Origin of the sequence: Enterococcus sp. AN402 (genome assembly GCF_040719405.1) — a bacterium.
Lineage (GTDB): Bacteria > Bacillota > Bacilli > Lactobacillales > Enterococcaceae > Enterococcus > Enterococcus faecalis.
In genome coordinates this window covers 481,116-494,709 of sequence record NZ_JBFDTM010000004.1, presented here as the reverse complement: position 1 = coordinate 494,709, position 13,594 = coordinate 481,116, and the positions used below count along the sequence as shown (strand labels likewise).

The following is a 13,594-nucleotide window of genomic DNA, read 5'->3' as shown; positions in this document are numbered from 1 at the left end:
CTTTTAACTAATCACGACAGGCTCCAAATTTGTTTCCAACGTCTCACGAGCATACGTATCAATGGATTTGACAAGGGTTTGCTCTTGATCTCGATAAGTAAAATTAAAATCAATCATGGTAATTTCTTTAACTGAATTCAACGCTGCAATAAGTGCTACAATATTGTCTTGGCCTGTTTGAAATTCATGGTAACTTAAGCCAACTGAAAAAACAGACAGTGTCAAGGTTTGTGTTTTTTCACTTCTAATCATTGTGATACTCGTCTCTCCGAGGTAAGGACGCCATTCACGCGCTAATTGTAATTCATAATTAGTCAAGACAGCGGCCGATTCTGCCGAAACAGCTTGCTTCCAGGGAAACTGATTTAAGGCTGTTTTTTTAATCGCTTGTTTTTTTATTTTGTCACCTTGAGTAGCTTGGCCTTGTGCCAAACGCTCGATCCGTTGTTCCATGCGGATATTTCGTTGATTTAATTGATAATATGTATAAACAATTCCTAACAATAATACGCTAAGTAGACAAACACTAAACAATAAATAAATCATTAAACGACTATTTTTCTGATACTTATAGAAATTTATTTTCCTCTTTAATGTCCGGTCCTCTGAATCCAGTTTTTCGACAAGTAATCGCAAATACAATTGATAGCTTACAAATAAAAATAAGCAACTACTCATTAAAAGTACAACAATCATCATACAAATATAATCTCCTTTATGTCATCGCTCGACAATCAAAACTTGTAAAATCACCTGTTACGCTCTTTAAAAACTCTATATAGTATTGATTGTAACATTCCGTTTGAGCCTTGCCAACAACTTTATTTAAAATACAATGATAAAATTTCATATTTTATATTTATATTTTAATTTTTAAAATATAAAACAAAAAAAGAGAGATGCCACTTGGCCATCTCTCTCGCTTTTACTCAAACTATGTTTAGCGAACCGAACTAGATCAGTCGCTTTTAAAAAAATCCAATTCGTCTTTGTTGATTTCATAGTAGCTATCGTTCTTTATGTAGCTGAATTTGCTTTTGCTGGGGCTGAATCGCTACTAAGTCCAACACTGATGCCTAAGGCACGATCAACTTCTTCCATAATATCAAGTCTCAAATGACAAACTTTTTCTTTCAAGCGACCCTTATCGATTGTTCGAATCTGCTCTAAAAGAATCACTGAATCTTTTTCAATGCCTGTTTCATCAGAATTAATCCCGATATGTGTTGGCAATTTTGGCTTTGCCATTTTGGCTGTGATCGCCGCAACGATAATCGTTGGGCTAAAATGATTACCTAAGTTATTTTGGACAACAAGGACAGGTCTGACGCCGCCTTGTTCCGAGCCCACTACTGGGGAAAGGTCTGCAAAATAAATATCTCCGCGTTTGACCATAGTGGAACCTCCTATCTAGTTATATTCTCTGGGGATTCTTTGTGAGAAAGTACATGCAACTTCATAATGAATGGTTTCTAATTTTTCGGCTACCATTTGTAACGTATTTTCTTCATTGCCATCTTTTCCAACTAATGTAACGACTGAGCCGACAGGAACTTCTTCTGCTAAACGAATCATACATTGATCCATACACACTCGTCCGACGATTTCGCAACGCTTACCATTCACGAGTACTGTAAATCCTTGGAGATGACGCAACCAGCCATCTGCATAGCCGATTGGCACTGTCCCAATCCATTCTTCAGCTTCAGTTACGTAGGTTTCGCCATAGCCAATTCCTTCGCCAGCCGCTAAGCGTTTTACATGGATGAGTTCACTGGTCAACCGTAAGGCCGGCTTTAACGCATAGCTTGGGGCAAGCTTATTACCTGAAGGGTTCAATCCATACATGGCTACCCCATAGCGAATCATGTTTCCTGGCACATCAGGATGCCATAACGCTGTCGCACTATTGCTAACATGGACATACCGAGGTAACTCTTCTAAAACTGCTAGAACAGCCTTAAAACGCCCTGCTTGTTTTTCAAAATAGCTTGTATCGATTTCATCAGCAGTTGAAAAATGAGTAAAAATCCCTTCCCATAAAAATTCTTTGTGGGATTGAACAAACCGCACTGCTTGCTTAGTCTCTTCCGGGGTTAAAAAGCCAATCCGTCCCATGCCAGTATCGACTTTTAAGTGAACACGTAATGGCGTGTTACTCTCAGGCGTTAGTTGTTGAAGAGCAGCTTCTAACCATTCTTGTGTAGCTACCGTTACAGACAAATCATATTGAATCAACAAAGGCACATAAGCTAAGTCTACCACACTCAAAATTAAAATGGGGTCCTGAACACCTGCTTCTCTCAATTCAATTGCTTCATCCAATAAGGCGACACAAAAACCTGTCGCGCCACCTTTTTTCGCCGCTTTAGCGGATTCTACGGCGCCATGCCCATAGCCGTTCGCTTTCACAACCGCAAATAAAGCAGTTCCTTCTGGCAAACGTTGACATTCCTTTTGGACATTTTCAGTAATTGCTTGCGTATCGATATGTAACCGTGTAGGACGATGCCATCCAACGACCATTGTACATCCTTCTTTCTTCGTTGCTTCTATTATTCGCTTTCTAAAACAATTTGTGCAATCGCCATAGTATCTGTGTGCGTAATCGAGACAAACACTTTACCATTATGGGGCGAGTTTGCTACGTATGGTGCACCTGTTTTTTCAGTCAGCACCTCAATATCTTGTAAACCAACTTTACCAATCCCTGTGCCCCATGCTTTAGAGAACGCTTCTTTACAAGCAAAACGACCAGCTAAAAATTCTATTTGACGTTTTGTAGATAACTTTTCAAAAAGGGTCAATTCGTTAGGTGTTAAAACCCGTTGAATAAACGATCCTTGTTTTTCAACAATCGGTTTTATCCGACTTAATTCTACTGCGTCAATACCAATTCCCTTTATCATTTTCCGCCTTACTTCCTATTTAATATAGTTACTCCGAATTACCTTTCATTTTAACAAAATTTCAAAATTTTTCCACTGATTCGCTAAAAAAATAAATAATGTTTTACAAGATCCTCACACAAATTGAAGTACCATACGTTTTCTTCCTATTTACATTTTTATAAAATTTTTCTGAATTTTTATAAAAGTAAGACAACAACTAAGAAGTATCGGAAAAAAATCAGGAAACTAAGCGGATGTTCTGATATTTTATAGCAAATTTTGGCTACTTATGGGAGAATAAAAAGAAAAAGGAGAAAAATGTATGACTTTAACTTCTCGGCAAAAAAAGTTGCTTCGTTGCGCCCTGTTTATTTTTACTTTGTTGCTCTACATATTTCCAATCTTCTTTAAAAATCCCAGCCTATTTTTTCTCTTGCAACTGGTTTGGATCGTAACCATTCATTTGCTACAACAAAAACTGAAACTCTTCAATCTAACTTCCCCGTTGAAAACTTGGATAATTTTGGCGTTTTTCTTTTTTTATATCATTTTGATGCCTTTTTTACTTTTTTTGAGTTTTTCTATTTAACGATTATCTACCAAAAAAGAGCGAGTATTCCGTTCATAGACGGAACACTCGCTCTTTTGATTATTTAGCGTTTTCGCGAATGACGAAACCACGTTTTTTATCGTTATGACGTTTACCGCCACGTTGATCTTTATTTTTGCGGTCGCTATTTTTGTAATTACGGTCGCCATCTTTATGGTTTTTGTTGCCACGATAGCTGCCACCTTTACCATTGCCACCACGGTTGCGATTACGGTTGTTCCCACCGCCACCACCACGGCCATTTTTGTTAAAGCCTTTTTTATTTGAAGGCAATGGACGTTCTGGGGTAATTTTTACAGGAACCGCATCTGCTGGATCTTTCGCTACTGTTTTTAATAATAACGCAGCTAAGTCTGTCGCTGAATATTTTTCTAATAACGCTTCAGCAGATTCTAGATATTTGTCTAAACCATTTTCTTCTAGATCACTTTCGATGGTTTCAACAGCTGCACTTAATTGTCCTTTAAATGCTTCTTTTTCGGTTGGTGGACGTAATGGTGTCATCCGTTTTTTCGTTAGGTTTTCGATGACATGTAAGTAACCCATTTCGTTTGGTGTTACAAACGTCACAGACATACCGCCTTTACCAGCACGACCTGTCCGACCAATACGGTGAACATAACTTTCTGGATCTTGTGGAATATCGTAGTTATAGACATGAGTGACACCTGAAATATCTAACCCACGTGCTGCTACATCTGTTGCCACTAAGATATCTAAGTTACCATTTTTGAATGAACGTAAAACGCTCATCCGTTTTTGTTGTGATAGGTCGCCATGGATGCCTTCTGCTTTGTAACCACGCGCTTCTAACCCGCGGGCAAGTTCATCAACACGGCGTTTTGTCCGACCAAAGACAATGGTCAATTCTGGGGTTTGCACGTCTAGTAAACGTGTCATAATGTCAAATTTTTCAAAGTCTTTTGAACGTACATAATATTGATCAATTAAATCAGCCGTCATTTCTTTGGCTTTAATCTTCACATGTTCTGGTTGTTTCATGAATTTCACGCCAATATTCTTGATTGCTGGCGGCATAGTTGCTGAAAATAGAAGTGTTTGACGTTGTTCTGGCACTTGTGAGATGATTTTTTCAATGTCTTCCAAGAAGCCCATGTTTAACATTTCATCTGCTTCGTCTAAAACTAATGTTTCAACAGTTTCTAATTTCAAGGTACGACGGTTAATATGGTCTAGTAAACGTCCTGGTGTACCTACAACGATATGTGGACGATCTTTTAGTCCACGGATTTGGCGACCGATATCAGCCCCACCGTAAACGGCTTGGACGCGAATCTTTTTATCGCGGCCTAAACGGAATAACTCTTCTTGTGTTTGGATAGCCAACTCACGGGTTGGTGCAATGACTAATCCTTGAATAACGCGGTTGTCTGCGTCAATTTTGTTAAGCATTGGTAAGCCAAAAGCAGCGGTTTTCCCTGTTCCTGTTTGTGCTTGTCCGATTACGTCTTTTCCTGCTAACGCTAACGGAATTGTTTCTGATTGAATAGGGGTTGCTTCCTCGAAGCCTGCGCGTTCTACCGCTGATAATAATTCTGGCGCTAAACCAAGTTCTTTAAATTTCAAATGATATCCTCCTAGATTTTGTTTCGGAAAGAACGATTTCTTCCTAGTTTCAGGTGTCTTCACTTTCAGTTGTTAAAAAGAAATCCATTATAGTGTGCCAACTATTTCTTCTTTCCTGATTTCACCGAAAAATTCACCTTATGGCATTAGAAAAGCCAAACGTGGTCGTTCAGCTTCACATTTATTATTAAACATAGAAATAGATCTATTTTATTTACTACGATTCAATTTTTCTCGTCATCTTCCGGCAATAGGTCATTCTATCATAGAATCCTATTTTCAGCAAGTTTTATGAAACTTATTTACTTTTCTAAAAGTGCATCGATGACTTCACGAAGTTCCATCCCGTTACTTCCCTTTAAAACCACCATATCTTCTGGTTGTAAGACTTTTTTGACAGCTTCAATCAACTCATTTTTTTCTTCTTTTTTAAAAGAATGAATGTTAGCTGGTGCATAGGTTTCTTGCAATTTATCAGCTAAATAAGCCATTTCAGAACCATATAAAAAGACTTCTTCAATCGCATCTGGGGCTAAATGCTGCGCCATTGCTTGATGCATGGCAGCAGAATCAGGACCTAATTCCAGCATGTCTCCTAAAACAGCAATTCGTTTTCCTACTTTGGACATTTTGCTAAAACTGTCTAGAACAAGACCCATAGCTGTCGGATTGGCATTGTACACATCACTTAAAATTTCGGCACCATTCGCTGCTTTCAGCCATTCTGTCCGATTCTTTGTTAGTTCCGCTGTAGCCAACCCTTTTTGAATCTCACTATCCGTTAATTGGAAATACCGACCAATGCCAATTGCGATTAATGCATTGGTGACATTATAGGTTCCTGGCACTGGAATCGTAAACGTCATTTGTGTATCACTGATTTTGAATGAGGTTTGCTCTTTGGCTTCATTTGTGACGATTCCTTGAAGTTGACTTTCCTGGCTAAAACCAAAAGTAATCACTTGTTGCGTGACTTTTTCCACCAATGGTTCTAGCAAAGGTTCATCGCTTGGCACAAATAAACTACCGTCTTTGGCTAAACCATCTACGATTTCCATTTTTGCTTGTGCAATGCCTGCTCGTGAGCCAAAATTTTCCACATGAGCTTCGCCAATCATTGTGATGGCGGCAACTTCTGGCTGAGCCAGATTGGAAAGGAAAGAAATTTCCTGAGCATGATCCATGCCCATTTCTAAAATCAGTTTTTCTGTTTCATCAGGCATGTGTAAAATAGTATAGGGTAAGCCAATTTGATTATTGTAATTGCCTTGCGTTTTGTAAGTCACAAACTTTTCAGATAACACAGCAGCAATTAAATCTTTAGTGGTGGTTTTTCCATTACTGCCAGTCACAGCGATGACATTCGGTTGCATTTTATTTAAATAATAGGTAGCTAATTTTTGCATAGCAGCCAGTGGATCAGTAACATGCAAAACAGGCAATTGTTGCGGTGCATCGTCTAAATCCTGTCCCCAAAAAGCGGCCTGACAGCCATTAGCCATGGCACTCTCAATAAAACGATGACCATCATTTTCACCTTGTAAAGGAACAAAGAGGTTTCCTTTCACAATTTTACGACTATCAAATTCAATGCCTGTTAAAGGAAAATCAGGCCATTGTTGCCAATCATTACTGGCTTCAACCGCTTGCGCTACTTCCCAGAAGGTTAATTTCATTATGTTTTGCTCCTCTGACACAGGGACTGGGACATGCCAAAGTCTTGTCATGTCCCAGTCTTGTGTGATTTTTTCTTCTTAGTTATTATAAAATTCTTGGCGTTGTTTAAAACGATTCAAAGCTAACTGAATCAATTCCTCAATTAAATCACTGTATTTCAAGCCCATATTTTCCCATAGTAAAGGGTACATACTAAAGTCAGTAAAACCAGGCATGGTGTTCAATTCATTCAGGAATAATTCGTTTTTGCTTGTTAAGAAGAAATCACAGCGACTTAAGCCACTTCCATCTAACATAATATACGCTTTTTTAGCGTATTCTTGCGCTTGATGGGCTACTTCTTCTGGAACATGCGCTGGGATTTGCATTTCAATCGTGTTATTGATGTATTTTGCATCATAATCATAGAAAGCGACATCTTTCACCACTTCACCAGGTAAAGTCGTACGGACATCTTCATTTCCTAAAATGGCTACTTCAATTTCACGTGCTTCAATCCCTTGTTCAACAATTGCTCGGGCATCATAACGGAAAGCTTCTTCCAATGCTTCTTGCAATTCTTCACGATTTTCCGCTTTGCTAATTCCGACACTAGAACCCATATTGGCAGGTTTAACAAAGACCGGATAGATTAAAGAACCTTCACATTTTTCAAAGACTTCTTTTGGATTTCCTTTCCAGTCACTTCTTAAAACTGGCACGAATGGTACTTGTGGAATGCCAACAGTTTGTAAAAGATATTTCGTCATGATTTTGTCCATTGCGTTAGCACTAGCTAAGACACCTGCGCCCACATAAGGCATATTAATGGTTTCCATGAATCCTTGAATTGTTCCATCTTCGCCATTTGGCCCATGTAAAACAGGGAAAACAATCGCTTCTTCTTCATAAATTTCCGAAGGACTGATTCGTTTTCCTGAAAATTCGCCTGTTTCTTCAGGTGTTTGTGCCCAAGTTAAATGTAAAACTTCTTTATTTTGTGGTCGTTCAGATAAGAGAGGGCCTTTTACCCATTGACCGTCTTTACTAATAAAGACTAACTGTACTTGATAATATTTATAATAGATTGCATTTAAAACGGAATATGCAGACAAAACAGACACATCGTGCTCTTCACTTCTGCCGCCATACAACAAAATAATCTTCAAATGCTTGTCCTCCTAGTTTCTTTCCTGTCTTTTAGAAAAAATTATTTTTCAAATTATCCTTACTTATTTTAGCATAAAACCCAGTTTCATAATAGAAGCAAATTTAGTGAAGGCAAAATTCTTTGCTTGCCTTTTCCTTGCTAAAGACTCCGTTCCACCAGCTCAATAAGGGCTTGTTTAAACGTTGTTCTATCTTTGTCTGTAAAAGGTTTAGGTCCTTTCGTTCGGCCACCTTTTCGCCGAATTTGGCCACTAAAATAGCGTTGTTCTAACAAGCCATCAATATTTTCTTTCGTATATTGATAACCCAGTTGATGTAAAACCGACACTCCTTTTGGCAAAACCAAGGAAGCTAAGCCATAATCTTGTGTAATTAAAAGATCTCCTTTTTTTATTAACTGCACAATTTTAAAATCAGCAGCATCCGCTCCTTTATCAACATACACAAAAGAGACATTTTCTGGATAATCTTTTAAGGAATAATGATCTACACTAGTAACAATCACCACATCCAAAGCTTTCTCTACAGCGACTTCAATAACCGTCTCTTTCACAGGTGAACCATCGCCATCGACAAAAATTTTCATTCATTTCCCTCGCTTCTTCCTTGCTCTAACCATTTGGGATGACGTTGAAAGTAGTGTTGTAATTCGTCAAAAACGACTTCTTTAACCACTTCATATAACTCTGTATTTCTTAAAATGGTTTTCGTTGCATCAGTGTAGCGGGGCTTTGGTATCGTAATGGCTAAAACAAAATCAAATTCTGCTAAAAAACTATCTGCTGTCACAGATAATGAGTAATGTTGTTCCTCTAAAAATTGATTAAAGGCGGCCACTACGCCATCAAGAAAACCCTCATAGTGGGTTCCACCAAGACTGGGATAATGCCCATTAACAAATGTTTTTTGCACTTGCGGTGCATGATTTTTACTCAAAATAAATTGAACAAGGGCCAATTCTGTTTGCTTGGCTTGAATAATCGGTGCAGCTTTTCTAGTTAATGGATTATCTTTTTCAAATAAATAATTACTTAAACCTTTAGGGTAATAACAAAGATTTTTTTGTTCCTCTTCTTGTGTTAAGAGAATTTTTAAGCCTGGATTCAACATGGCAATCTGTTGACATTGTTGTAAAACACGCATATAAGAAAGTGATTCTGTACCAAAAATTTGCGTATCTGGCCAAAACAAGACTTCAATTCGTTCCTGGGTTTCTTCAATAGGTAATAATAATCGTTTTTTCAATTGCCCTTGATGATAAATAAAAATAGTCCGCTGTTTTTCTTGATCGATACTGATTCCTACTTGTTTTGAGAAGGCTTGTAAAACAGATAAATACAGAAAAGGTGGTTCTAAATCGACTTGCTTTTGTTCAAAAACAAGCGGTCGTGTGGAAGATACCTGAAAAGAGATTTGTTGACGCGATAACTGTATAGCAATTTTCCCTTGATTCTTTTCAATGAAAAACTCTAATAAACCGTTAATTGTCTGAACAAGTAAATTCTCTAAGCCGACTAAGCCAGTCGTTCCAATGAACGCTTCTGGTCGTTTTTGAATCCGTTCAATAAATTCATCATTTTCTAAAACTGTTAAAAGATGTGCAACACTCATCCTGCTGCCTCCTTTGCAATCTGTTTCTTTTAATTATAATGAAAAAAAGACCAGAAGAAAAGCCACACACGACTTTTCTTCTGGTTTTCTTCTTTAACGAATTAAATCAAGATTCGGATGCTCAAGAACGTGATTCACTTGTTTGACCGTTGTCAAAGGAATATCTCCTTGAATCGTATGTGCAAGGACCCCATTGACTGTGGCAAAGATAACTGCCTTTTCTAACGACCAATTTTGGCTATAGCCATATAAAATCCCCGCCGCATAAGCATCACCAGCACCAATTCGATCAAGATTAAGAAGCGGTCTTTTTTCACTCCGTTGGTACTCATTTTGGGTATATAAATACCCACTTAAGTAGTTTTGATTTTGGGAATGACTTCTCGTTGTCCCAGCAAACCATTCCAAATTGTATTGAGACATGAAGCGCTGAATCAGTTCAGTTTCTTGTGCCTCACCTTCTAAATCTTCTCGCGGAATGAAACCTAATAGCTCGACCAAATCACGACGACTGCCAAAAACAATATCACAATAAGGTAAAATGCGTTCGTACTGTTGACGCATAAAGAGTGCGCTATTTGCTGTATTCAAACTAGGTCGATAATTAAAGTCAAAACAAACTTTCTTTTGACAGGCATGCGCCTTTTGCGCAAGTATCAAAGCAGCATCACGAGTTTTTTCAGTTAAACTTAACGAAATACCACAAATATGCACCATATCTACTTCCGCTAAAAAGGCCTCAAAATCGTAGTCCTTCGCCTCGCTGATGCCAAAAGCACTCTGATGGCGATTTTGATAAGTTACTTGTGTGGGGCGGATTCCATAACCCATTTCTGCAAAAAAACTACCAATATGATCGCCCTTTTCTCCTACCCATTGATCTGAAATTCCTAACTTCCTTAACGCTGCTTTGCCAGCTTCACCAAGACGATTGGCAGGTAATTTCGTAATCAATGCTGTTTCTAGTTGAAAATGAGCCAAATTTGCTAAGAGATTTACGCCAGTCCCTACAAAGTTCATTCTTAACTGCTCTGTTTGTTCTAACATTAGATACTCTGGCGGAGTGAAACGAAGCATGACTTCACCAAACGCAGCAATTTTCATCTTTGCCACCTACTTATTCAATGTGTTTTTCATCATGGTTAGTAACGTTTTCACGTCTTCTGTTCTAGTGTCCCCTGTTTCTTGATCGATAATTGAGCTGTAGACATGAGGAATGATTTTTTTAACGCCGGCATCCACCGCAATTTGAACAATTTCTTCAAAGTTTTCTAAATCAATGCCCCCTGTTGGCTCTAAATAAAAGTCATACTTGGCACAAGCTGCTGCTACTGCTTGGTATTCTTCTTTGTGAGCCAAGCCTTTCATCGGGAAATATTTAATGGAACTGCCTCCCATGTCTTTCAACAATTTGATGGCGGTTTCGATAGGCACTTCCGCCGCTGGCGCACCAGAGCTTAACGGACCTGTCGCTATGTTGACATAGCCAACTTTGCCTGTGGGTGAAACCAAGCCATTAATCACTGTTTCGTCTTGACCAAGTAAGGCCCGCGAAGCGCCGACACCTGTGAAGACTTGGTTCACGTGTTGCGGTTGTAGAACTTCTGATAAGCGAGCCACCATTTGACTTTGATTAGGATCGCCAGCCCCTAAGCCGACAGATAAAGCGTTGTTGGTTGCTGCTTGGTATTTTTTCATATCGTCAATGGCTGCTTCATCGGTTTCATAGTTTTTTGAAAGAACGCCTAACACAACATGCCCTTCTGCTGCTTCATAACAGGCTTGGGCATTTTCTACTGAATTGGCTAAGACGTTTAAACAAATGCGTTCTTCTAAATAATTAGGTTTTAATGACATGGCTTATTTCTCCTTTGTGTCCATAATTTCTTGTAATCGTTGCACGATTTTGTTCATTTCTTCTTGATTGACAGAACGAATGTCAAATTCAATGATGCCATTGTTGGCTTGATATTCACGCGTATAAATGGCTGGACTTTCTGCTTTTAACGCTTGGATGACTTCCTTAGCGTTTTTTCTGCCGTCCACTTTGACACTGGCGCGATAAATGTCTCGGCCAGCGCCATCTTGGACAATTTTGGCGGTTAAATCTGACAAGTTGTTGATGGCTTCAACAAACGGTTTTAAGCGCTCTTGCATCGAAGCCCCTGATTCACTGCCATGTGCCAAGTATTCTTCCACTGCTTGCGTAAAGCCCAAGATATTGTCTTTGCCAATTTTCATTGCTCGACCAATGCCTTTGCCTTGTAGGCGCACCCAGTCAATGTATTCTTTTTTCCCGACCACTAAACCGGCACTTGGCCCTTCAATTGCTTTGGCGCCGCTGTAAATCACCAAATCAGCGCCTGCTTCAGTGTATTTGAAAAGATCTTCTTCTGCTGCCGCGTCAACAATTAGCGGCACCTTGTGGCGTTGCGCCACTTTGGCCGCTTCGGCCACCGTCAGCATACTTTTTTGCACGGTATGGTGGCTTTTGATGTATAGAATGGCCGCTGTTTTTTCAGAAATCATCATTTCCACGTGTTCTGGACTGCACATGTTGGCGTAGCCAGCTTCCACCACTTGGCCGCCGCCTTGCGCTACCATAACTTCTACAGGCGTGCCGTAGTCCACGTTGTGCCCTTTAGGTAAAACAATCTCCCGCTGTTCGATTTTTTCTGTATAAGGATGATACGCGTGGTACAAGCTGCCTTTTCCAATCAAGGCAGCCACCGATTGGGCAATCCCCGCCGAAGCCGAGGAAACGATTTGTGCATCTTCTGCCTTCAACAAGTTGGCTAAAAAGGCCCCTGTTTGTACACTAAGTTCACTCATTTCAAAGAAATGTTCACCACCGAATCGTTGAGCCGCGAGGACTGCCTCCGAAACTTTGGAGACACCTAGAATGGTCATTTTGCCAGAAGCATTAATGACTTCTTTTAAGTGGAATTTTTCGTAACTAATTGTCATAGATTTGTCCTCCAATAATTGTTTTGATTGGGCGAATTTGCTCTTTGGCTACTCGTGTCAATCCATTAGAATCAGTCAATGTTTTTTCTTCTGCTTGAATCGTGAAAATCGTTAAATCAGCATCTTTACCTATTTCCAACGTGCCTTTTTGAGCTAAATGGAAATTCTCAGCAGGAGCCTTGGTTACCTTTTCAATAATTTCTGGCCAATCATAGCCGACTACACGGAGTTTTTCCATCGTTGTGGCTAAATCATAAACAGGACCATTTTCTCGGTTACGAATGTAGATATCTGTGCTAATTGATGCAGCTTTCATTCCCTCGCGCAACGCTGTTTCAGCTACGTGAAAATTGAAACTATCCGTACCATGCCCGATATCAAATACGACCCCTTTGTTGTACGCTTGCCAAGCGAAGTCTTTTATTTTATCCGTTGCTTGGTCTAAGATACCATTTTCTTTCCCATTAAAACAATGGGTTAGGACATCCCCTTTTTCCATCAAGGCTAAAATTTCATCTAAATGAGGCGGTGCTGATCCAATGTGAACCATTAAGGGAATTTCTTGGTTCTCTTGCTGAATCTGTTTGGCCAATTCTAAAGGCGTAATGCCGTTATCGCCAATAACGGTCCTACTCATACGGGCTTTAATCCCTACAACAAAATCTGGTAATTCTTGAATCGCTTTTTTGACTAAACTCGCTTGTACTTTACTTAAATCTGCGAGTTCGTCCTGAGCAACGATGCCCCATTTAGAAATATTGACTAATCCAAAAACATTTGTTTTTGCTTGTTGCGCTAAGTCATAAAATTCATGAATGTTTTCAGCACCTGTTGTCCCAGCATCAATCACTGTCGTAACACCCTTTTTGACCCCAATTTCATCTGGATAATCATAATAAAGAGCCATTTTTTCAAAACAATGAACGTGATCATCTATCCAGCCTGCGGATACATAAGTACCTGGTTCTAAGTGGATAGTTTCTTTTGCAGAACCTGAAATAGTTGCTGCAACAGCAGCTATTTTTTTCTCTTTAATTGCAATTTCAACAGGCATACCATCTACTGTCTGTCCATTTTTTATAAGTAAATCGTAGTCCATATT

Annotated in this window: 14 protein-coding genes; 1 reads left to right on the top strand and 13 read right to left on the bottom strand. The window is 39.2% G+C overall.

What is annotated here, in order from left to right:
* Nucleotides 1-3: 3 nt before the first annotated feature.
* The 4 genes from AB1I62_RS03770 to acpS form a co-directional block, all read right to left on the bottom strand.
* Nucleotides 4-699, bottom strand: coding sequence for a hypothetical protein (locus tag AB1I62_RS03770; protein WP_002378072.1), 696 nt, complete (start codon nt 697-699; stop codon nt 4-6).
* Nucleotides 700-1,017: 318 nt separating this feature from the next.
* The gene (locus AB1I62_RS03765; protein ID WP_002355729.1) at nt 1,018-1,395 is read right to left on the bottom strand and encodes a type II toxin-antitoxin system PemK/MazF family toxin; all 378 of its coding nucleotides are present in this window, start codon (nt 1,393-1,395) and stop codon (nt 1,018-1,020) included.
* A gap of 15 nt (nt 1,396-1,410) precedes the next feature.
* Nucleotides 1,411-2,526 (bottom strand): alanine racemase, encoded by a 1,116-nt coding sequence (gene alr / locus AB1I62_RS03760; RefSeq protein WP_002355728.1) that lies wholly within the window; start codon nt 2,524-2,526, stop codon nt 1,411-1,413.
* Nucleotides 2,527-2,555: 29 nt separating this feature from the next.
* The gene (acpS, locus tag AB1I62_RS03755) at nt 2,556-2,909 is read right to left on the bottom strand and encodes a holo-ACP synthase (protein WP_002355727.1); all 354 of its coding nucleotides are present in this window, start codon (nt 2,907-2,909) and stop codon (nt 2,556-2,558) included.
* A 304-nt stretch (nt 2,910-3,213) separates the two neighbouring features.
* Here acpS and AB1I62_RS03750 point away from each other — a divergent pair, with 304 nt between their 5' ends.
* The gene (locus tag AB1I62_RS03750; RefSeq protein WP_025189488.1) at nt 3,214-3,480 is read left to right on the top strand and encodes a hypothetical protein; all 267 of its coding nucleotides are present in this window, start codon (nt 3,214-3,216) and stop codon (nt 3,478-3,480) included.
* A 60-nt stretch (nt 3,481-3,540) separates the two neighbouring features.
* On the opposite strand, the gene AB1I62_RS03745 is transcribed toward AB1I62_RS03750, so the two are convergent.
* The 9 genes from AB1I62_RS03745 to AB1I62_RS03705 form a co-directional block, all read right to left on the bottom strand.
* On the bottom strand, nt 3,541-5,088 hold the full coding sequence (locus AB1I62_RS03745; RefSeq protein WP_002355724.1) for a DEAD/DEAH box helicase: 1,548 nt from the start codon (nt 5,086-5,088) through the stop codon (nt 3,541-3,543).
* 302 nt (nt 5,089-5,390) lie between these two features.
* Nucleotides 5,391-6,764 (bottom strand): UDP-N-acetylmuramoyl-tripeptide--D-alanyl-D-alanine ligase, encoded by a 1,374-nt coding sequence (gene murF, locus AB1I62_RS03740; protein WP_367019062.1) that lies wholly within the window; start codon nt 6,762-6,764, stop codon nt 5,391-5,393.
* 78 nt (nt 6,765-6,842) lie between these two features.
* Complete coding sequence (locus tag AB1I62_RS03735) at nt 6,843-7,913, bottom strand: D-alanine--D-alanine ligase (RefSeq protein ID WP_002355721.1); 1,071 nt, start codon at nt 7,911-7,913, stop codon at nt 6,843-6,845.
* A 140-nt stretch (nt 7,914-8,053) separates the two neighbouring features.
* A complete protein-coding gene (locus tag AB1I62_RS03730) occupies nt 8,054-8,500 on the bottom strand; it encodes a YaiI/YqxD family protein (RefSeq protein WP_010775653.1) in 447 nt (148 codons plus the stop codon).
* Complete coding sequence (locus AB1I62_RS03725; protein WP_002355719.1) at nt 8,497-9,525, bottom strand: hypothetical protein; 1,029 nt, start codon at nt 9,523-9,525, stop codon at nt 8,497-8,499. The genes AB1I62_RS03730 and AB1I62_RS03725 overlap by 4 nt, the downstream gene beginning before the upstream one ends.
* A gap of 93 nt (nt 9,526-9,618) precedes the next feature.
* Entirely contained in the window at nt 9,619-10,629 is a 1,011-nt protein-coding gene (locus tag AB1I62_RS03720) for a sugar kinase (protein ID WP_048736967.1), read from the bottom strand.
* A gap of 9 nt (nt 10,630-10,638) precedes the next feature.
* On the bottom strand, nt 10,639-11,382 hold the full coding sequence (locus AB1I62_RS03715) for a KDGP aldolase family protein (protein ID WP_104859283.1): 744 nt from the start codon (nt 11,380-11,382) through the stop codon (nt 10,639-10,641).
* A gap of 3 nt (nt 11,383-11,385) precedes the next feature.
* Nucleotides 11,386-12,492, bottom strand: coding sequence for a DgaE family pyridoxal phosphate-dependent ammonia lyase (locus AB1I62_RS03710; protein ID WP_104859282.1), 1,107 nt, complete (start codon nt 12,490-12,492; stop codon nt 11,386-11,388).
* The gene (locus tag AB1I62_RS03705) at nt 12,482-13,591 is read right to left on the bottom strand and encodes an amidohydrolase/deacetylase family metallohydrolase (RefSeq protein WP_002373486.1); all 1,110 of its coding nucleotides are present in this window, start codon (nt 13,589-13,591) and stop codon (nt 12,482-12,484) included. Before AB1I62_RS03705 ends, AB1I62_RS03710 begins: the two co-directional genes overlap by 11 nt.
* Nucleotides 13,592-13,594: the final 3 nt, after the last annotated feature.

What these genes read in the sequence shown, in the direction of transcription:
- murF (WP_367019062.1), bottom strand. Translation starts at nt 6,764, where the DNA reads ATGAAATTAACCTTCTGGGAAGTAGCGCAAGCGGTTGAAGCCAGTAAT.
- AB1I62_RS03765 (WP_002355729.1), bottom strand. Translation starts at nt 1,395, where the DNA reads ATGGTCAAACGCGGAGATATTTATTTTGCAGACCTTTCCCCAGTAGTG.
- acpS (WP_002355727.1), bottom strand. Translation starts at nt 2,909, where the DNA reads ATGATAAAGGGAATTGGTATTGACGCAGTAGAATTAAGTCGGATAAAA.
- AB1I62_RS03725 (WP_002355719.1), bottom strand. Translation starts at nt 9,525, where the DNA reads ATGAGTGTTGCACATCTTTTAACAGTTTTAGAAAATGATGAATTTATT.
- AB1I62_RS03715 (WP_104859283.1), bottom strand. Translation starts at nt 11,382, where the DNA reads ATGTCATTAAAACCTAATTATTTAGAAGAACGCATTTGTTTAAACGTC.
- AB1I62_RS03705 (WP_002373486.1), bottom strand. Translation starts at nt 13,591, where the DNA reads ATGGACTACGATTTACTTATAAAAAATGGACAGACAGTAGATGGTATG.
- AB1I62_RS03710 (WP_104859282.1), bottom strand. Translation starts at nt 12,492, where the DNA reads ATGACAATTAGTTACGAAAAATTCCACTTAAAAGAAGTCATTAATGCT.
- AB1I62_RS03720 (WP_048736967.1), bottom strand. Translation starts at nt 10,629, where the DNA reads ATGAAAATTGCTGCGTTTGGTGAAGTCATGCTTCGTTTCACTCCGCCA.
- AB1I62_RS03750 (WP_025189488.1), top strand. Translation starts at nt 3,214, where the DNA reads ATGACTTTAACTTCTCGGCAAAAAAAGTTGCTTCGTTGCGCCCTGTTT.
- AB1I62_RS03770 (WP_002378072.1), bottom strand. Translation starts at nt 699, where the DNA reads ATGATGATTGTTGTACTTTTAATGAGTAGTTGCTTATTTTTATTTGTA.
- alr (WP_002355728.1), bottom strand. Translation starts at nt 2,526, where the DNA reads ATGGTCGTTGGATGGCATCGTCCTACACGGTTACATATCGATACGCAA.
- AB1I62_RS03730 (WP_010775653.1), bottom strand. Translation starts at nt 8,500, where the DNA reads ATGAAAATTTTTGTCGATGGCGATGGTTCACCTGTGAAAGAGACGGTT.